The sequence below is a fragment of the Lysinibacillus sp. K60 genome, from assembly GCF_019731275.1.
Taxonomy (GTDB): Bacteria; Bacillota; Bacilli; order Bacillales_A; family Planococcaceae; genus Lysinibacillus; species Lysinibacillus capsici.
Genome location: NZ_JAASJR010000007.1, coordinates 215995 through 235629, shown reverse-complemented (window position 1 = coordinate 235629; position 19635 = coordinate 215995). Strand labels below are relative to the sequence as shown.

At 39.1% G+C, this 19635-nt stretch carries 20 protein-coding genes; 13 read left to right on the top strand and 7 right to left on the bottom strand.

The genetic code is table 11. The features are described 5' to 3' along the window. Nucleotides 1-735 precede the first annotated feature (735 nt). Entirely contained in the window at nucleotides 736-1293 is a 558-nt protein-coding gene (locus HCH28_RS16680; protein ID WP_221682308.1) for a histidine phosphatase family protein, read from the top strand. Nucleotides 1294-1344: 51 nt separating this feature from the next. On the opposite strand, the gene HCH28_RS16675 is transcribed toward HCH28_RS16680, so the two are convergent. After that, a complete protein-coding gene (locus HCH28_RS16675; protein ID WP_221682307.1) occupies nucleotides 1345-1896 on the bottom strand; it encodes a GNAT family N-acetyltransferase in 552 nt (183 codons plus the stop codon). Between the two features lie 200 nt (nucleotides 1897-2096). Here HCH28_RS16675 and HCH28_RS16670 point away from each other — a divergent pair, with 200 nt between their 5' ends. Genes HCH28_RS16670 through HCH28_RS16660 form a run of 3 tightly spaced genes read left to right on the top strand, consistent with a single transcriptional unit; the run spans nucleotide 2097 to nucleotide 3600 of the window. Further along, nucleotides 2097-2684 (top strand): SMI1/KNR4 family protein, encoded by a 588-nt coding sequence (locus tag HCH28_RS16670; protein WP_221682306.1) that lies wholly within the window; start codon nucleotides 2097-2099, stop codon nucleotides 2682-2684. Nucleotides 2685-2686: 2 nt separating this feature from the next. Next, nucleotides 2687-3169 carry a GNAT family N-acetyltransferase gene (locus HCH28_RS16665; RefSeq protein ID WP_255601663.1) on the top strand — a complete coding sequence of 161 codons (483 nt, stop codon included), beginning with the start codon at nucleotides 2687-2689 and terminating at the stop codon, nucleotides 3167-3169. Further along, the gene (locus HCH28_RS16660; protein ID WP_221682304.1) at nucleotides 3166-3600 is read left to right on the top strand and encodes a GNAT family N-acetyltransferase; all 435 of its coding nucleotides are present in this window, start codon (nucleotides 3166-3168) and stop codon (nucleotides 3598-3600) included. The genes HCH28_RS16665 and HCH28_RS16660 overlap by 4 nt, the downstream gene beginning before the upstream one ends. Before the next feature lie 14 nt (nucleotides 3601-3614). On the opposite strand, the gene HCH28_RS16655 is transcribed toward HCH28_RS16660, so the two are convergent. Next, a complete protein-coding gene (locus HCH28_RS16655) occupies nucleotides 3615-4352 on the bottom strand; it encodes a class I SAM-dependent methyltransferase (RefSeq protein WP_221682303.1) in 738 nt (245 codons plus the stop codon). Between the two features lie 343 nt (nucleotides 4353-4695). Here HCH28_RS16655 and ccsB point away from each other — a divergent pair, with 343 nt between their 5' ends. After that, the gene (gene ccsB / locus HCH28_RS16650; protein ID WP_112118749.1) at nucleotides 4696-5865 is read left to right on the top strand and encodes a c-type cytochrome biogenesis protein CcsB; all 1170 of its coding nucleotides are present in this window, start codon (nucleotides 4696-4698) and stop codon (nucleotides 5863-5865) included. Between the two features lie 330 nt (nucleotides 5866-6195). Here ccsB and HCH28_RS16645 read toward each other — a convergent pair whose 3' ends face one another. Both HCH28_RS16645 and HCH28_RS16640 read right to left on the bottom strand, forming a co-directional pair. Then, nucleotides 6196-7386: an amidohydrolase gene (locus HCH28_RS16645; protein WP_221682302.1), complete on the bottom strand. Its 1191-nt coding sequence runs from the start codon at nucleotides 7384-7386 to the stop codon at nucleotides 6196-6198. Between the two features lie 13 nt (nucleotides 7387-7399). Beyond that, nucleotides 7400-8929: an AbgT family transporter gene (locus HCH28_RS16640; RefSeq protein WP_221682301.1), complete on the bottom strand. Its 1530-nt coding sequence runs from the start codon at nucleotides 8927-8929 to the stop codon at nucleotides 7400-7402. A 150-nt stretch (nucleotides 8930-9079) separates the two neighbouring features. Here HCH28_RS16640 and HCH28_RS16635 point away from each other — a divergent pair, with 150 nt between their 5' ends. Beyond that, nucleotides 9080-10378, top strand: coding sequence for a hypothetical protein (locus tag HCH28_RS16635; protein ID WP_221682300.1), 1299 nt, complete (start codon nucleotides 9080-9082; stop codon nucleotides 10376-10378). Nucleotides 10379-10541: 163 nt separating this feature from the next. On the opposite strand, the gene HCH28_RS16630 is transcribed toward HCH28_RS16635, so the two are convergent. The 3 genes from HCH28_RS16630 to HCH28_RS16620 all read right to left on the bottom strand — a co-directional run bounded on the left by HCH28_RS16630 (nucleotide 10542) and on the right by HCH28_RS16620 (nucleotide 13753). Continuing rightward, complete coding sequence (locus HCH28_RS16630; RefSeq protein ID WP_004230248.1) at nucleotides 10542-10742, bottom strand: cold-shock protein; 201 nt, start codon at nucleotides 10740-10742, stop codon at nucleotides 10542-10544. Between the two features lie 229 nt (nucleotides 10743-10971). Beyond that, entirely contained in the window at nucleotides 10972-11598 is a 627-nt protein-coding gene (locus HCH28_RS16625) for a response regulator transcription factor (protein ID WP_221682299.1), read from the bottom strand. Next, a complete protein-coding gene (locus HCH28_RS16620) occupies nucleotides 11573-13753 on the bottom strand; it encodes an ATP-binding protein (RefSeq protein ID WP_221682298.1) in 2181 nt (726 codons plus the stop codon). Before HCH28_RS16620 ends, HCH28_RS16625 begins: the two co-directional genes overlap by 26 nt. A gap of 190 nt (nucleotides 13754-13943) precedes the next feature. Here HCH28_RS16620 and HCH28_RS16615 point away from each other — a divergent pair, with 190 nt between their 5' ends. The 7 genes from HCH28_RS16615 (at nucleotide 13944) to aspA (ending at nucleotide 19530) form a co-directional block, all read left to right on the top strand. After that, nucleotides 13944-14852: a hypothetical protein gene (locus tag HCH28_RS16615; protein ID WP_221682297.1), complete on the top strand. Its 909-nt coding sequence runs from the start codon at nucleotides 13944-13946 to the stop codon at nucleotides 14850-14852. Nucleotides 14853-14899: 47 nt separating this feature from the next. Further along, nucleotides 14900-15877: a thymidylate synthase gene (locus tag HCH28_RS16610; RefSeq protein WP_221682296.1), complete on the top strand. Its 978-nt coding sequence runs from the start codon at nucleotides 14900-14902 to the stop codon at nucleotides 15875-15877. A gap of 176 nt (nucleotides 15878-16053) precedes the next feature. After that, nucleotides 16054-16239, top strand: coding sequence for a hypothetical protein (locus HCH28_RS16605; RefSeq protein WP_221682295.1), 186 nt, complete (start codon nucleotides 16054-16056; stop codon nucleotides 16237-16239). 44 nt (nucleotides 16240-16283) lie between these two features. Then, the gene (locus HCH28_RS16600; protein ID WP_036080672.1) at nucleotides 16284-16490 is read left to right on the top strand and encodes a hypothetical protein; all 207 of its coding nucleotides are present in this window, start codon (nucleotides 16284-16286) and stop codon (nucleotides 16488-16490) included. A 105-nt stretch (nucleotides 16491-16595) separates the two neighbouring features. Beyond that, nucleotides 16596-17009: an Rrf2 family transcriptional regulator gene (locus tag HCH28_RS16595; protein WP_221682294.1), complete on the top strand. Its 414-nt coding sequence runs from the start codon at nucleotides 16596-16598 to the stop codon at nucleotides 17007-17009. A gap of 70 nt (nucleotides 17010-17079) precedes the next feature. Next, nucleotides 17080-17709, top strand: a complete 630-nt coding sequence (locus HCH28_RS16590; RefSeq protein ID WP_221682293.1) for an NAD(P)-dependent oxidoreductase — start codon at nucleotides 17080-17082, stop codon at nucleotides 17707-17709. Nucleotides 17710-18111: 402 nt separating this feature from the next. Continuing rightward, nucleotides 18112-19530, top strand: coding sequence for an aspartate ammonia-lyase (aspA, locus tag HCH28_RS16585; protein WP_004230240.1), 1419 nt, complete (start codon nucleotides 18112-18114; stop codon nucleotides 19528-19530). Nucleotides 19531-19635: the final 105 nt, after the last annotated feature.

The following is a 19635-nucleotide window of genomic DNA, read 5'->3' as shown; positions in this document are numbered from 1 at the left end:
ATTGATTGAAATTTTTTATGTATTATAGATAAAAATTACTGTGTAATTCCCCTTTTATAGAATTTAATGCATGACTTAAAACCCTATTCATGCGCTGGATAGGGTTATTCACATTCTTTGTTTTAGAAAATATTAAGGGGAAAACAGAGCGGTATTAAGTCTTTTATACTAAGAAAAAAGTTGTGATTGGAGATTGAATTTTCCGATAATTAAGCGCGGAATTCATATCTTGTCACATTTTAGCAAATTCCCTTTTTTGTTGTTTAGAAATGGGGACATTTCATTGTCTATGGTGAAATGTTGAGAATTTTTGAAATTAATGGAATAATGGGTAAGAGAAGAGGTGATGAAGCGAATTTATCTTTGGAAAAAAGAGAGACCTATTAAGCTTTCTTAAAGGCAGGTAAGATTCGTCTTTTACAAACCTCTTCAAATAGAGGAAATACTGCTCATTATGTTTGATTTAGTGGAGGAACCTCATGATTTGCAATGACTGATAGCCATGATGCATTTCCCCACAAAAGAATTGTTTAAGCAATACTTAACGGATTCAATTACGTATTTTCTTATAGATTTTATGATCGAATAGCTATTAATGAATCGAGCACCCCTGATTTACAGGTCGTTCAACTGGAAATTTCCGTTGGGAGTCAGCGCTACAGCAAAACATACACGCTGCAATAGCAAGAGGGAATTTGGTAGATTCATTTAGTTAATATTAAAGAGGAGAAACAGATGACTGAAATTTATTTTGTTAGACACGCACATGCTCATTATTCAGAGGATGAATATCATCGTCCACTATCTGCTCAGGGACAATGGGATGCAGAGCGTGTCACAAATCTTTTGAAGCATTATCGAATCGATGCCGTTTATGCTAGTCCCTATCGAAGAGCCATTCAAACAGTGGAGGGGATTGCACAGGCGCGTCATTTACCCATCCAAACGATAGATGCTTTAAAAGAAAGACAACTTGCTACTGGGAAGCTGGAGGATTTTCATGCAGCAGTGCAACGGGTGTGGCAGGAGCCAAGCTTTGCATGGGCAGGTGGAGAGTCCAATCAACAGGCGATGGCTCGTGCCATTCCAAGTTTGCAGCGCATCCTTCTTACTCATCAAGAGGAGTCTGTCGTTATCGGTACACATGGTAATATCATGGCATTGATGATGCAATATTTTGATGCCCAGTACGATTATGCATTTTGGCAAACGTTAAGTATGCCAGATATCTATCGATTAGCCTTTCAAGGTCTATCCTTACAGGAAGTAACACGCGTGTGGCAAGAGGACTGAACAAAAAAAGAGATACTACAGCGATCATAGTATCTCTGTTGTGCTATTTAGTTAGTTCCTCTCCCATTCCGAGCGTAAGAGGCCAAATAAAACTACGTCATGGAATGTACCGAAGCGGAAGATTTCTTGGCGTAAAATGCCTTCTTTTGTGAAGCCACATTTTTCATAGGAGCGAATAGCTGCTGGATTAAAGCTAAAAACCTGAAGCTTGATTTTCTGAATAGCTATATATTGGAAGATGAAATCAATAAGCGTTTTCATTGCATCCGTGCCATAGCCCTTGCCGTGCCACTCTTTCCCAATTGAAATGCCCACTGAGCAAGTGCTATTTTGCCAATTCACTGCATAAACGCCACAGGAGCCTATTAACTGATGTGACGCTTTTTCATAGATACCGAAAAAGTATTCCTCCTTCTTTCCGCTGATACTGTTAAAGAAAGCGGTGTGATCCTCTACAGTTTGTGGAAAGGGAATCTCATCATTAGCAAGTAGTAAAGAGGTGAATTCGCTTTCGATTGCTATAAAAGCCTCTAGGTCAGCAGCAGTCATTTGCTGTAAAGTGATCGATTGCCCTGTTAAAAATGTTGTCAAATAGTTTTCCATTATTATATTCTCCCTTGTATAAGGGCTGCAAGTAGCGTTACAACCCTACGATTGTTGGTAATATTTTCACGTCTACTGCATCTTTCACACTCATAAACCCACCCCTTTTTTGTGCATACTTCCATAGTAGCATGAGGGACTAAGAGAATGGAAGAAATTATGCTGAAATATGTCATAGTTAAAGAGAGAGAGGGATTAAGATGCGCACAACATATTTTGCGAATTTATTACAATACTTACCACAAGAAGAGCAGCAACAATTACAACAGGCTTTTGGTGCTTCAGAGGCACAAATTCAGGCCTTGTTAGAAGTATTTCCGAACTGCCCACAAGTTTTGGTGGAGCTATTACAGGATGTCAATGGTACATATTATTGTCAGCATGGGCAAGAAACGATCTGTGTTCTAGTGCTAGGCTCTGATTTAGGGGATTATCCATATTATTTAAAGTCGGTGGAGCAAATCGTGAAAGATTATCATGACAAACGTGAAACAATTTATGAGCGCTATCAGGAATTTTTAGCGTATGTGGAAGTAGATGAAAAGATTAATATGCATGTCCCGTTAAATGAACGGCTCTGCTTTGCAGATTGTATGAATAATGGGGGAACATCAAGCCTATATATTGATTTTACGCCAAATGAAGCGGGACAAGTTGGCCAGGTGGTTCGTTATGTACATGATCCTGATAGCTTTGAGGTGATTGCAGCTTCGTTTGAGGATTATTTACAGCAACTTATAGAGGGAGACTATGAATTCACCGCTATTTACGAGGAGGAATTCGAGTGACTATGCAGCTCATGTTCTATGAGGACAAAGCACAAAATTTAGTAGAACAATACACGCTAACTAAAGAGCAGCTACGCTATACAAAGTCTCCAAAAGAAAGCATTGCACTTGCTAAGCAGGATAATAGTCGGCATGCCATTTTAGCAATGGACAGTAACAAGCTAGTCACGTTCTTTGTCTTACATGAAAAAGAAGGGGTGATGCCTTACTCCTCCAATGAACAGGCGCTATTAATCCGTTCCTTTTCCACTGATTTTTATGAGCAGGGCAAAGGCTATGCCAAGACAGCACTCCAATTATTGCCTGACTTTGTTCGCAAGCATTTCCCATACATCAATGAGCTGGTGCTTGGGGTCAATGTACCAAATAGAGCTGCTCAAGAACTTTATAAGCGATGTGGCTTTGTCGATGAAGGCATACAGGCAATGGGACTTCGAGATGAGCTAAAGGTGATGAGCTATTATATGAAGGAGGCTGAAAATTGAGCCACAATGTAATTGAAGCAAGAATGGAGCATTTACAGGCGCTTTGTACAATCGATCAAGAAGTGATTGGAGATTCATCCAGAGTGGAAGAAATTCAGCAAGCTATTAAAGAGAAACGCTGTTTGCTATACCAATCCACCGATACCGTTGGGGGGTTTTTGTTATTTAGCAATGACTTTTTTGGCTATAGCTTTATTTCCTTAGTCATTGTCAAGCCATCCGAGCGCAGACAGGGGATCGCTTCTGCCTTAATGATCGCTTATATCCAAATGGCTAAAACAGCAAAGGTTTTCTCCTCTACAAATCAGTCCAATAGGCGTATGCACCAGCTTTTTCATAACCTAGGCTTTGTCAAAAGCGGTTTTATCGACAATTTGGATGAGGGAGACCCAGAAATTATTTATATGAAACAAGCCTCACCACAAACATAGGGTGAGGCTTTCGTTTATTTTTTCGCTTTGATGAATAAAAAGGATGGCCTGCGTAGCTCCTTTTCAATAGAAGGAAGCTGTTGAATGGCTGCTGTGCTTGGAATTGGTTCTACAATACTATCAATCGTTAATCCATGAGCAATCAATGTATTGACCAGCGTCGCTATGGTGCGATGATATTTAACAACACCATCCACCAACCATGTTTGCTCACGCAAGCCTTCTTCCTGATAATGATCCACAGCGTAATGTAGACGTTGAAGATTGTCGTCATATACCCAATTATCATCCGTTGTATGACGAGCTGTAGCAATAGGATGCTCCACCGAGAAAATAAATACACCGTTAGGACGGAGCATGTGAGCAATTTGACCAATGACCGCATCGAAATCTTTGACATAATGAAGAGATAGGGAGCTGGTTATACAATCAAAGCTAGCCGAAGGAGCTTCATAATCCTCTATTGCCTGTAGCTGATAGTCAATTTGTGGGTGGGCATGCTCCTGTTTAGCGACGGACAGCATATTGCTCGAAACATCTAATGCGGTTACGTGCTTGGCTTGATGGTCGATACAATACTTGGCGAAATCCCCCATACCACAGCCAATATCGAGTACCTGTAAATTTGTCAAAGGTGGAAGTAAAGCCTTCATCGTGGGCTGCTCCAAAAGACGGTTATAATTAGTTGCTTTTTGTCTCAATGTCTTGTAGTGATGAAAAAATATCGGATTATCATAAATATTTTGTTTCATTAAAAGCCTCCAGTTTATGAAACATAACGTTATGTCATTTGTGCGCATCATTATTGTCCCATGTAGATAGAAAAAGAAATAGACTTTTATTACAATTTTTTGTAAGATGTAGATAGAGGCATACCATTTTTTGATACAGTCGTTTTCCATTTAATGGGGTATTTTATCGTTCCCTCTACATAATGATTGAACCTACCAAGCACATCCTCATTTCTATGTCATAAAAATGTAACAATTCGAAAAAATAAATATATTTAAAGGGAAAACATGGCACTTCTCACACGCTATAACGTTCTTAGTATTTGGAAGCATATTCCGAAAAAGAGACGTTGGAGGGATTCTATTGAATCAAGAAAGTTTATTATCCATTAGTAGCAATGCCTTATTTATTGCCTTTATTCTACTACTCATTGCTATTGTGCCATTAGGGCTAGCAGTCAAATCAAAGAGAAAAACATTCGGTAAGCTAGGCCTATTGCTCACTTATATAGCCTTTGCCCTACAGCTCGTGTACTTTGTTGTCAGATGGGTGGCGGTTGACCATGCGCCTGTCAGTAATATGTATGAATTTATGACGTTCTTTGGCATCATGCTTACAGGAAGTTACTTAATTATCCATTTCTTATATAAGCAAATCGTGGTTGGCTTATTCACGATTCCTGTATCCTTAATCATCCTTGGTTATGGAAGCGTTTTTGCGAAGGAAGTATCGCCGCTTGTTCCATCATTACAAAGTCACTGGTTAACGATTCATGTCATGACTGTGGCCTTTTCTAGTGCCATTTTATCTGTATCCTTTGCTACAGGTTTAATTTATTTATTAAGAACGCTGGATGTTTCCAAAAAATCTATCAGTACATATGGGCTTGAGTTTGTATTGTATTGTTTGGTGGTTGTCATTGGCTTTATCGGCGTATCTACTTTTTTCAGCCTTGCCACAGAAGAGGTGCAGGTACAATTCGATAATGCACAGGGACAGCAGGAAAAAGCTACTTACTCCATGATGCCCCTGATTGTAAGTAAAGGAGCCGTCACCGAAAAGGGCGAAGCAATCGGTGGTGTGGAAATCACAAATAAAATAGATGCCAAGAAATTAAACTCGATTGTCTGGGCATTTATCGTGGGGACTATTTTATATGGTGTCATTCGATTCATCACAAGAAAATCAGTGAGTGCCTTATTAAAGCCATGGACAAGCCGCGTACAGCCACAATTAATGGATGAAATTTCCTATCGGGCTGTTGTTATCGGCTTCCCATTATTTGCATTAGGTGGCCTGCTATTCGCCATGATTTGGGCGCAAATTGCCTGGAGTCGCTATTGGGGCTGGGACCCGAAAGAGGTGTGGGCATTAATTACCTTTTTATTCTACGCTGCCTTCCTCCATTTCCGCCTATCCAAAGGCTGGGAAGGGGAAAAAACAGCCTGGTTGGCCATTATCGGCTTCGGCATTATTGTGTTTAACCAAGTATTTGTCAATCTAGTCATTGCCGGCTTACACTCCTATGCCTAGCTAAAAGGGGGGATTCGTGACTCCAAAGTGATCCTGAGTGAGAAGGAGCCCGCTCCAAAGTGAGAGGAAAACGCTCAAACTAGTCAGGTGACCGCTCCAAAGTGAGGAGAAAGCGCTCAAACTATTCAGGAACCCGCTCCAAAGTGAGGAGAAAGCGCTCAACCCAGCAAGGAAGCAGCTCCAAAATAACTGAAAAGTGCTCAAACTGATGAGTGAATCGCTCCAACGAGTGAGAGAACCTCTTAGCTTTGGCCATCCTTTTCTTCTTATTAAAATATTCAACCGAAAAAAGCATTACGAAATGCATTGAGCACTTCGTAATGCTTTTTATTAATTATTTTTTGAGAAATAGTCTAGCGTTGCTTGACCTAAAACGTTGGCGGCAATTCGTAATGAGCGCTCGTCGATATCAAATTTCGGGTGATGGTGTGGATAGACTTCCTCCCAATCAGGATTTTTTGCCCCTGTGAAGAAAAACGCACCGGGGATTTCCTCTAAGAAATAGGCAAAGTCCTCACCGCCCATATTCGGATCAACTATTTCAACCGTCTCAACATCTGCAATTTTCTCTGCGGACGCCATTATATGCTCAGTCTCTTCTTCATGGTTTACAACAGGCGGATAGCCTCGCACATACTCATACTCGTAATCGGCTTTTGTTAAATAACAAGTTGCCTTTAGAAGCTCTTCGATTTCATGCTCTAACAAACTACGCTCCTCCTCGTGAAAAGTGCGTACCGTACCCTTCATGTACACTTGATCAGCAATGACGTTGAAAGGATTTAATGCCTCAATATGCCCAATTGATACTACTGCTGGACGTAATGGGTTGATGCGACGTGCCACAAGCTGCTGTAAATTTGTAATAAACTGAGCTGCAAGGACAATGGAATCCTTGGTGTCACTTGGGTTTGAACCGTGGCCACCCTTGCCTTTTATCGTTATATAGATACCATCTGCTGCAGCCATTAATGGTCCTTTAGCTGTTTGCACTTTACCAAGATCAGTTGGTGCCCATAAATGTGTCCCAAAAATAACATCTACACCTTCTAAGCAGCCATCTCTAATCATCGAAATAGCTCCACCTGGCGCAAGCTCCTCAGCATGTTGATGAATAAAGACGATTGTTCCTTCTAAATCATTCTTCATTTGGTTAAACGCCTTCGCTAAGATTAATAGTGAGGCTGTGTGTCCATCATGGCCACAAGCATGCATACGCCCTTTAATTTTTGATTGGAAAGGTAAGCCAGTTTCTTCCGTAATGGCTAAAGCATCAAAGTCTGCACGCAACGCAACTGTTTTCCCTGGTTTCCCACCAATTAGCTTTGCCACAACTCCATTGCCACCTACACCTTCACGAACCTCATGACCTAACGCGCGATGAAAGGCAGCAATGGTTTTTGGTGTTTCTACTTCCTCAAAGGAAAGCTCAGGATTTTCATGAAAATGACGACGAAGCTGTATTGTCTCTTCTTCATAATGTTTTAATAAATCTGCTAACTGTTGTTGTAAAGTTGTCATTCACTAACACTCCTTATTTTAAGTAAATATAATCTCCAGGACCAAGCGGTAAACCGAATAGGAACCAAATGGCGAAGAGGATAATCCAACCGATTGCGAAAAACACGGAGAACGGCAATAAAGAAGATATAAGCGTACCAATTCCGATATTTTTATCATAGCGCTTTGCAAATGATAGTAAAATCGCGAAATACGGTAACATAGGGGTAATTGGATTTGTAATCGAATCACCTACACGATAGGCCATTTGTGTAACCGCTGGGGAATAGCCTAAGTATAAGAACATTGGTACGAAAATTGGTGCAAGTAAAGCCCATTTTGCAGAAGCACTGGCGATTAATAAGTTGACAAAGGCACAAATTAAAACAAAACCTATCATCATTGGTAAACCTGTAAAATTTAATGCCTGTAAAAGCTCTGCACCTTTAATGGCTAAAATAGAACCAATATTGCTCCAATTGAAAAAGGCAATCATTTGTGAAGCGGCAAATGCTAATACTATAAATGGTGCCATATCTGCAATGGATTTAAAGATTTTCTCTGCAACTTCCTTATCGTTTTTAACCTCCTTCGCTGCAATCCCATAGGCAAGGCCTGGTAATAGGAAGAAGAATAACATGATAGGGACAATGCCTGCCATGAAAGGTGAGTTTAAAAAGCCACCTGTTGCAGGATCACGTAAAAGACCGTTCGATGGTATGACTGTAAAAGCAATGACTAAAATATAAACTAGCGTTACGATTCCAGCCCATTTTAAACCTCTCTTTTCTAAAGCTGTCAATGGCTCTAGCTTTTCAATTTCACCATGGAACGAACCAAAGCGAGGCTCTGTAAACTTCTTTGCAACCCACGTACCAATAATGACTAATAAAAACGTCGAAGCAATTAAGAAATAGTAGTTCATCGTTGCGCGACCAGCGTACGCTGGATCTGCTATTTGTGCTGCTGATTCTGTAATCCCCAATAATAATACATCTAGAGAGCTAATTAATATGTTCGCACTGAAGCCCCCCGCTACAGCCGCATATGTAATAATTAAGCCTGCTAATGGATTTCGACCAATACTCATAAAAATCATGGCAGCAATTGGTGGTAAAATGATAAATGCCGCGTCAGCAGCTAAGTTACCAACTAAACCTGTAAAAATGATAAAAGGTACAATTAATTTTGTAGGTGCTGACATCACAATTTTCTTCATGACAGCTGAAATTAAACCTGTTTGCTCAGCTAAACCAATACCAATCATTGTCACGATTACTAGCCCTAATGGAGCGAAGCCTGTAAATGTTGAAACCATCTGCGTTAATATTAAGATAAGCCCTTCTTGACTTAGCAGATTTTTTACTTGAATGACATCTTCGGTCCCAGGTTGAACTGCTGAAATACCGAGCATGGATAAAACCCATGATAAAACTAGTACTACACCTGCTAGAATAATAAATAACGTGATCGGGTCTGGTAGCTTATTACCTGCACGCTCGATTTTATCTAACATGTTATCAATCCAAGATTTTTTCTTAATTGTTTGTGAATTCCCTTGCATAAATTTCATCTCCTTTTATACTTTATTAGACTTAACCTTTAAAAATCCAATGTCTTTATTTTAAGACACTGAAAATCTATGTCCTTTATACAAAGAAACCATATTTTCTGACTATTTTCAATATTTATTTTTTATTAAGGAGCTATATGTATGTATAAAATTAATGTTTTTACCGCTAAACGCTCACTTTCATGGGTTCAGCAGCTTGAAAAAATTAAACCCTCTTTTTGTGAATTTCATTACTATGCTTATACTGATTTTGAACATTTGAAGGAGCTTTTAGAAAAGTATTTGGAAGGGGGAGATGGAGCACTTTTTAGCGGGCAAATTCCATATTTCTATGCACAAAAGCATTTTCAAGAAGCAACGGTACCCATGCATTATTTTGATATTTCAGAGCGTGATTTTTACCGTACCGTTACGGAGCTTTTTTATGAAAAAAAGATTGCTATGAATCGCATTGCCATCGACTTTTGCTATGAAGAAAACGGCTATTTGGGCATTCATGAATGGTCGATTGGAAAAAAACCTTATCTTTTTAGCCAAACGATGAGCGAGTACGCAAGTAACGATATTGTCGATAAAGCTGCTGAATGGCACATACAATTGCATAAGGAAAACAAGGTTGATTTGAGCTTTACCCGCATTGCAGAAATACGTGAGCGCTTAGCAGATCAAAATATACCATTTATTGCTTTTTATCCGTCTCCATATGCCATGCAATTAACATTAGATCATTTTCTCAATCAACTGCAAATTCGACAGCTTAACCAAAATAAAGTAGTGGTAGTGCATATTTTAATTCCGATTGATAAATCGAATATAGAAGACCTAGAATATCGGCAAATTGCCCTATATAAAACGATATTAGATTTCAAACAACTGTATGCTAGCTCATTTATCGTCCATCGTGAGGCATCCTTTATTGCAATTATCACGACGTATAAGCAATTTTTAAGTACAACGAATCGTTATTCACATTGTCATTTAGTTGATTTTTTAAATGAGAAGCTATCGTTTCCTGTCAGAATAGGGTGGGGAATTGGTGACTCTCTAATTGAAAGTCAGGAGTTTGCTAAAAAAGCCGCAACCCTCTGCTCTTCAAAGGAAACACAGGGACACATTATTGAAAATTCACGAGAAATCGGGCCTTTACTATATGGAACGATGCTACAGTTTGACGATGAAAAACAACAGCATTTAAAAAATTTAAGTACGACATATGATATTCCCTTATTACAATTACAAAAAATAGAAGCGATGCTGGAAAAACTAACGACAACGATCGTCAGTGGGGAACTGCTCAGCACACATCTCGGCATTACTGTACGCTCTGCAAACCGCATTTTAAAGCAGCTCCATGAAAAAAATTTAGCACACGAATTACCAAGCAACACGTCCACCACGCGTGGACGCCCAAAAAAGTATTATCAAATTCATTTATATTAGTCAGGATGGAATGGATCATACGGAGGGGCTACCTGCGCAAGTTGATAGGATCATCGTAAAGGTATAACGAGGGAGTAACTCGGATTTATAAATCCTGAAAAGGAAAAAGAGACATCCATTTAAGAATGTCTCTTTTTATATGCACGTCTATGTTAAGTGAAGATTATAGTTTCACTACATTCGTTGCTTGAGGTCCGCGGCTGCCTTCTTCTACGCCGAATTCAACTTTTTGGCCCTCTTCTAAAGTTTTGAAGCCATCAGATTGGATAGCAGAGAAATGTACGAATACATCATTGCCACCTTCAACTGCGATGAAGCCAAAACCTTTTTCTGCGTTAAACCATTTTACTGTACCTTGTGTCATGTAAACACCCTCCCAAAAAAATTCAACAATCAATTGCTTCTATCACATATAAAAAACATATTCAAAAGCTCGTATTACTTTTGAATACGTGTTTTTAATCATCGCAATGAAGTAATGTAATTATTACCCTTATTATAGTACAGAATTGTTTGTATATCCAGTAAATTCCGTTTTTAGTAAGGAAAAATTTACATTTGTAATCTAATAGTAAAGAAACGCTATTTCCTCATTATTTAATCCATGCTTTTTCCTTAGCAACGATGACAGCCTCTGCCCGCGACTCTACATTCAGCTTGACGAATAGCTTGGATAAATAGTTCTCCACCGTACGCTGGGTGACACCTATTGCAGAGGCGATGGCTTTATTTGTACAGCCTTGGGCAACGAGCTGTAGTATTTCCTGTTCCTTATCGCTCAGTAGAACCTCCTGCTGCACATTCGGCAGGTTCGTGCGTTGCTGAACAAAGTCTAAGAAATCGGCTGCAAGTAAAATCTCACCCCTTATGGCTGCTTGAATGGTTTGAATCACTTGCTCCTTTGTCGCCAGCTTTGATAATAGACCGTCAATTTTTTTCTCAATCAATAGCTCATAATAATCGGAAAGTTCGTAGCCTGTGTAAAGTATAATCAAAGCATCAGCTTGTTTTTTCTTAATCATCTCTGATAATTGAATACCGTTGATTGGCTTCATATTGATATCAATGAGAAACAACTGAAAGGTATCTGTATCCATTCTTGATAAAACGGCTGCGCTATCCTGTTCTGTTTCGATTTGAACATTGGCTAAATCTTGCAACAATGTTTTCGTACCATCTAAAACGACAGGATGGTCATCTATAATAAGTATGTTCATCATATGAATCCCCGTCCTCTTGTATTTGTATATAAATATGCATGCCCTCGTTAAGGCTCGATTGAATCGTAATGTCACCATTAAAAGCACGGACACGTTCACGAATGCCATTAATGCCCATTGATGCAGAGGACTGTATTAAATCGTCAATGTCGCAGCCTATACCATTATCATCGTATCGAAGGATAAAGCCTTGAGGAATCACTTGTAATTGAAGCGAAACCTCTGTTGCTTCGGCATGCTTGATTGCATTATTTAACAGCTCTTGAACGAGACGATAGACTACGAGATGCAGGGTGACATCCTGAAATTCTACACGATCAATTTGTGCGCTTAATAAAAAATCAGCCCTTATTTTTACCTTTTGAATGAGTTTTTTTAATGCCATTTGTAAACCAAAGGTATCCAATAGTGGGGGACTTAAGTTCTCGCAATATTCTCGTAAGTCCTTCGTTGCATTTAATAGCTGCTCGCGTATAGCTAGCACGGTCTCCTTTTGAATAGTAGGGGAGCCAGCTAGGACATCAAGCTCTCTGGCTAAATGAAGCTGCTCCTGCAAAATGGTGTCATGTAATTCCTGTGCTAAAATACTCTTTTCCTTCTCAATAATATTCCATAGCAATTTATCGAGCCAAGGAAGCGGTGTATCACTGGTATTTTTCATATGCTGAATTTCACGCACTAAATCCTCAATTTGCTGTAAGTTATTGATAAACATCGACACATACAGTGCAAGCAATTCTAACCAAAGTAGCTCTTCCTTTTGCAGAGCATGGCGTATTTCTAACATAATCTTTTCCTCACCAGCATCATGTAACAATAATTGCGGATAGTAGCTTACTTGCTGTGGAGAATCGTCTGTTATTGTACAGATATGAAACGCTGTTGTTCCAAGCTTCTCGGTAATTTCATATTTAAAACGATCCAATAATTCTTGTTGGTTTTTTGCTTTGCCCATGCGCTGAACGGCTGCATATAAATTATGTACATAATTTCCAGTAGAAGAGAAGATAATTTTCCGATACTTAAAATCAATGCGTTCTTTTATATAAAAGCTCGCAATGATCACCATAAAGACAAGTAAAAAAATACTTGTGACATGCACGATGGATAGCTCCCCCATAAATAACAGGGCAATCCCTGCTGTCAACAGAAGCGCACTGAAAAAGGCTAGCGTTGAATAATAGCGTAATCGTGATAATTGGTATTCAAAATCGAATAATCGTTCGTTCACCTGAATGAACAGAAAAGAGAACGGAATAAATAATAAAAACAATGCGGCGATTTCAGCGTGTAATATCGGCTTATGTCCTAATATTTCAGGTGTAACGAAGAATAATAAAAAGGGTAAAAACGGCACGATAAAGGCAAGCGCAATTAAACGAATTTTGGCCAATTTTGTACGTAAGAAACTCGTTACTAAAATAAAAATTGCATAGAGCACTAGGACAGCAAATAAGCTCAAGTTCAAGATAGGTATTATCTCACGTAATGTTGGCACCACTTCCTCCAGTAAAATGATAAGTATTAAAAAGTACAGCCATTTGCTGTGAGGATAGGTCCACTTGATTTGCAGGTATTTGAAAAAGTGTTGTAAAAAGTGAATAAAGAGAACCATGCATAAAATAATACAGCTACTAATGACAAACATCCCAATCATATTTCCTCTAGCTGATGCGCCAGTACTGATATAGGCAGTCGAACAAGTTAATAAAAATAGGATCAATAAAAACGTTGAAAGATTATTTTGATTGCGTCGCCAAACATAAAGTGCGACTCCAAAAGCTAGGAAAAAATAAAAGATGGGGAACAAAATTTGCAGATATAATTCTTCTGGTATGTCCCGATGTTTGACAGTAATGGTTTGAATACTCTTATCAGCCTTTTGGATCGTTATTGCATTGGCGCTTCTAACGATCATTTGCTGTTGAACGTAGCGATTCTCCATGGCTGGCTGCCCATCGATAGCCACAATAATATCCCCTTTTTCAATATTTTTTTGCTCTGCCCATAGAGGGTAATAGCTATCCACAAAAACAGGCTGACCGTTTGTTGTATCGAGAGTGAGACTAACAAAGGGTGTTTTGATAGTAATACCTAACACATAAATACCGAGTATTAGGTATGTAAGAAAAATACAATATGTCCATTTTTTCATTGTAAAACCTCGAATTTACTTATGATCATAATCTCCTATATATTATCGCTAATTATTGATAAATTTGGAATACCGAAATAACGAGTTTCGGAAAACCACTATTGTTTTTTCGGAATAACGAAATAGTGTTTTCGGACATGGCTATGATAGGGTAAATTTAATCATTAGTGACGAATAGGGGGACTTCTGCGTGAAAAAAGGCATTTTAACACTTTTACTTTTTTTTCTCATCGCTATGATCACCATTCCATTGACCACGAAGGCCAAAACGGTGAATCAGGATAAAGTCGAGGTAGAAATTGGTCTCATAGGCAGTGATCATCATTTTGTCTATAAGATTCCGAAGCACTTACATAAGGATATGCCCTATACAGAAATGAAAAACGGCATTCAAGCTTCCTTAGCTAATCATTGGAAAATTGGAGAGACTCGTTATGAGGCCAATAAATCCGATGTTGCCTATACCTTTTATATTCAGGATTTATTTCAAGAAAAACAGGATGGTCAGCTAAAAGTAGCCATACCCTATCGTCATCTAGTAGGGATGTTTGGCGAGCAAGATCCTATTCAATTGCGTATTTTAGCAAGTAAATTATCCAAGTGGACTGTCAATACAAAGGATTGGACAGCGCTTGGCTTTATGGAGCCCTTTACTTTTTTAAGTGAACGTGAATATGTCTATGAGGGAGCAGTCCAAGAGTTATTAAACCAAAGAGTTGGCCATTTTGATGGCACCATTCAAAAAAGTCAGTTGCTTGTATACAGTGTCATTTATTTTTGCTTTATGGCTATCCAACTGCTTGCTTGTCTTATTTTATCCAGACGGTTAAAAAGGAAAATCATTGAAAATCCAGACAATATGCATCAGTTCCGTAAACTCAATTACCTGTATCAATTGGTGCCGATCTTGATTATTGTCGCACAAATCGTGTTCCTTGTTTTATCGGGTCTAATTACAGCATTTGGATTATACTTTAGTCCTGGCATTGATTTATTAGTGATCGTTGGACCTGTTTTATTAAATATCATCTTGCTGCCCACTTTTTTCGTCACAACAGAGAGTGAAATTTCAAGGGAGCTCAACAATAATTCGTTGTGAAATGGTATAATGGTCAACAGCAAACTTGAAGGAGCTGTTGAAGAAAAATGACGCATCCAGAATTCGCGTACTTAAATTTACTACAACATATATTAGAAAATGGCACAAAGAAAGAGGATCGAACGGGGACAGGTACATATAGTGTCTTTGGGTATCAAATGCGTTTTGATTTAAGCAAAGGTTTTCCTCTTCTAACGACAAAGCGTGTGCCCTTTAAGCTTGTAGCAAGTGAATTATTATGGTTCATTAAAGGGGATACCAATATCCGTTACCTATTGCAGCACAACAACCACATCTGGGATGAATGGGCATTTAAAAAATGGGTGGAATCTGATGAGTATACAGGCCCTGATATGACAAATTTTGGTCGACGCTGTTTAGTAGACGAGTCATTTAACGCAATGTATCAAAAGGAGCTTGCCTCATTTTGTGAACGTGTCTTAACAGATGATGACTTTGCACAGCAATATGGAGATCTCGGAAATGTCTATGGCAAACAATGGCGCCATTGGACAACCTCTGATGGCGATAGCCTTGATCAGCTACAGGATGTTATTCATCAAATTAAGCATCAACCTGATTCACGCCGTATTATTGTCAATGCATGGAATCCTGAAGATGTCATTAATGCGGGCGCAAAGGGCAGTAAAGCTGCATTACCACCGTGCCATGTGATGTTCCAATTTTATGTAGCAGATGGTAAATTAAGCTGCCAGTTAATGCAAAGAAGCCTTGATACATTATTAGGCTGTCCATTCAATATTGCGTCTTACGCCTTATTAACACATTTGATCGCACATGAGTGTGGCCTAGAGGTTGGCGAATTTATTCATAGCATTGGAGATGCGCATATTTATGCGAATCATGTGGAGCAAGTGAAAGAACAGCTATCACGTGAGCCAAGAAACCTACCAACATTGCACATCAATCCCAATAAAGCATCCATCTTTGATATAGAGCTTGAGGATTTATCGATTGAAGGATATGATCCACATCCTGCGATTAAAGCACCGATTGCCGTATAATGCTAACAGCAGCCATTTTGGTTGCTGTTTTTTCAAACGAATAGCTAGGTCTAACTTTTTGTTAAATAGGTAAGTAGTTGGATGACTGGATGAAAAAAATCATTATAGTTATTATGGTATAATTAGCATTATTTGGTATAATAGGAATAGTTCATTATATTGTAGGGGTGATAGTTGTGAAAAATACAATGGTACTTCTAGTAGATGAATATGATCGACAGCAAAGAGAGCCAGAACAAAGCATGGGTTCTGTGCAACATGCATATTCTTGTAACAAGATCGAATTGTCGCAGCAGCAAATTCAAGAAATGATGCAAATCATTGAAGAGATTCGCTTGAAAGGTTATAAAGATACACTATAAATGTAAGCGCCCCCTAAGCTATAATGACTATGGAGGTGTTTTTTATGAATGTTATTTTTATCGATTCTTATTCTGGGGAAGAGCTGCTACATATGGTGTCACAAGATGTAGCAGGCATTTTGGCAGCAGCACAAGGAGAAAGTGTGACATTTCCTGTAGGTCACTTTAAATATGAATTTCATAATTTAGATTTTTATGAGGACAACGGTCAAATACGACAGGAATTAGTCATTTACGTAAAAAAAATATAAGCGATACATTAGCAACAGCATATCGGGAAACAATATATACAGGTGACAGTGCTTGACTTTTTTCTGCACCTGTAACTATAATAGTTACAACAGGTGGTGATACATATGGTGAACAGTCGATTTTCGGTGGCGATCCATATTCTTTCGCTCATTGCTACAACATCTGATAAAAGTCTCCTTTCGTCCGATTTTATAGCTGGAAGTGTGAATACCAATCCAGTAGTCGTAAGAAGAATGATTGGTGTGCTAAAAAAAGCAGGCTTACTTTCTTCTCATTCTGGCATGGCTGGCTATGAGCTATTAGTAGAGCCAAAGGATTTAACACTGTTAGCTATTTATCAGGCAATTGATGGGCCAGAACAGCTATTTGCCATTCATGATGAGCCAAATCCAGCGTGTGCAGTAGGTCAAAAAATCCAGCATACATTGGAGGGTGTCTATACATCTGTTTGGCTGGCAATAAAAGAGCAATTACAAGCACAGACGCTACAGGGTGTGCTAGATCAGCTTCGTACTTAGACGAAGATGGTCTTCTTGTATCTAACCTGTAACTAAAATAGTTACAACTAAACCTTAGGAGGAACAAATCATGAAAATGGCCGTAATTGGTGCAACAGGGAAAGCAGGACAAAAAATAATAGAGGAAGCGATACAACGTGGTCATGAGGTCACAGCCATCGTTCGTTCAGCAGCAAAAGTGACAGCTACTATTCCAGTAATTGAAAAAGATGTGTTTGATGTGACGCAAGATGATGTAAAAGGCTTCGATGTCGTTGTCAATGCATTCGGTGCTCCAGCTGGACAAGAAGATTTACATGTCAAAGCTGGTCGTCATTTGATCTCGATTTTCCAAGGTATTCCTACAAAATTAGTGGTTGTAGGCGGAGCGGGTAGTCTATTTGTGGACCAAGAGAAAAAAGTGCGTGTGATGGATACACCAGATTTCCCAGCCATGTATTTAGCAACGGCACAAAATCAAGGACAAAACCTCTTGGATTTACAACAATCATCCATTACTTGGACATTTATTAGTCCATCTGCATTTTTCGATCCAGAAGGACCACGTACAGGGCGCTATACAGCAGGAGTCGACCACTTACTAGTAAATGATGCGGGGGAAAGCTATGTCAGCTATGCCGATTACGCAGTGGCTGTCGTCGATGAATTAGAAAACCCACAGCACGTTAATAGCCGTTTCACAGTAACGTCGAATAAATAATATGCAACTGAGCGTTTCTATCAATTTCGCCTCGGCGTAATTGCATCCAGATTTTTTCGAGCTTGCTCGAAAAGCTCCTCTGCAAAATCTGTGACATTCGCCGGAGGCTTTGGGGCAACACGAAGTTGGTCACACCGTCAATGCCACAGGACGTGGCGCTTTTGACGGTGTTCTTCTATTTCAGTGGAATTTTGAGCAAATACTATGAGCAAATCATAAGGACCTTACATTGGCTTTCATTGCACAAAACATTTGCTGAATCAAGATAAAATGCGCTCGGTTTTTTGTGATTTTTTTGCTTTTTTGAAGGATTTTTTTCGTTTACAGAAAAATGACTGTTTACAATACGACTTTTATTAGCTACTATCAAGTGTGAGTATTACATAAAAGGAGACGACAATAATGTCAACACAACGAATAGAAAAAGATTTTTTAGGTGAGCGCGTATTACCAGCAGAGGCGTATTACGGAATTCAAACACTACGTGCTACGGAAAACTTCCCGATTACAGGCTACACAATTCACTCTTCACTTATTAAAGCAATGGGGATTGTGAAGAAGGCAGCTGCATTAAGTAATATGGAAGTACACCTATTATCAAAAGAAATTGGTGAGGCAATTGTCGAAGCAGCACAAGAAGTGATTGATGGCAAATGGGATGCTGAATTTATCGTAGACCCAATTCAAGGTGGAGCAGGTACTTCCATTAATATGAATGCCAATGAAGTCATCGCTAACCGTGCCCTAGAAATTTTAGGGAAAGAAAAAGGTGACTATCACACAGTAAGCCCAAACAGTCATGTCAATATGTCACAATCAACAAATGATGCTTTCCCAACAGCTATTCATATCGCTGTGTTAAATTTAATAGATGAATTATTAGTAACAATGGATTATATGCAATCCGTTTTCCATCAAAAAGCAGAGCAATTTGCTCATGTCATTAAAATGGGTCGTACGCATTTACAGGATGCCGTGCCAATCCGCTTAGGACAAGAGTTTGAAGCTTATTGCCGCGTGATCAATCGTGACATCGTACGCATTCGTCAAACACGTCCAAATTTATATGATGTGAACATGGGTGCAACGGCTGTCGGAACAGGCTTAAATGCCTTCCCAGACTACATTAAATCTGTTGATGAGCATCTTGCTGAAATTTCTGGTTTACCATTAAAGGGTGCAACGCATTTAGTGGATGCCACACAAAATACAGATGCCTATACAGAAGTATCAGGCGCTTTAAAAATCTGTATGATTAATATGTCTAAAATTGCTAATGACTTGCGTTTAATGGCTTCTGGTCCTCGCGCAGGCTTAGGAGAAATCCTGTTACCAGCTCGTCAACCAGGTTCTTCAATTATGCCAGGTAAGGTCAACCCAGTTATGCCTGAGGTGCTGAACCAAGTAGCCTTCCAAGTAATTGGGAATGACCATACGATTTCTCTTGCATCGGAAGCTGGCCAATTAGAATTAAACGTAATGGAGCCTGTATTAGTGTTCAACCTAATCCAATCCATTAGCATTATGAATAATGTTTTCCGTGCGTTTACAGAAAACTGCTTAAAAGATATTGAGGCAAATGAAGAGCGCATGAAAGAATATGTAGAAAAAAGCGTAGGGGTGCTAACAGCAGTAAACCCTCACATCGGTTATGAAGTAGCTGCTCGTCTAGCACGTGAAGCCATTCTAACAGGTCGTTCAATTCGTGAGCTTTGTATTGAAGAAGGCGTCCTAACAAAAGAACAATTAGACTTAATTTTAGATCCATATGAAATGACACACCCAGGTATTGCGGGTTCAAGTATCATGAAATTAAAATAAAACGAGCAATGATGGACTGTAGACATGCCCTAAAAAGCTGTCTATAGTCTTTTTTTTTGTAGACCTTTCCTCATATAAAAATAGAGCGTATCCTTATGTGTTTTA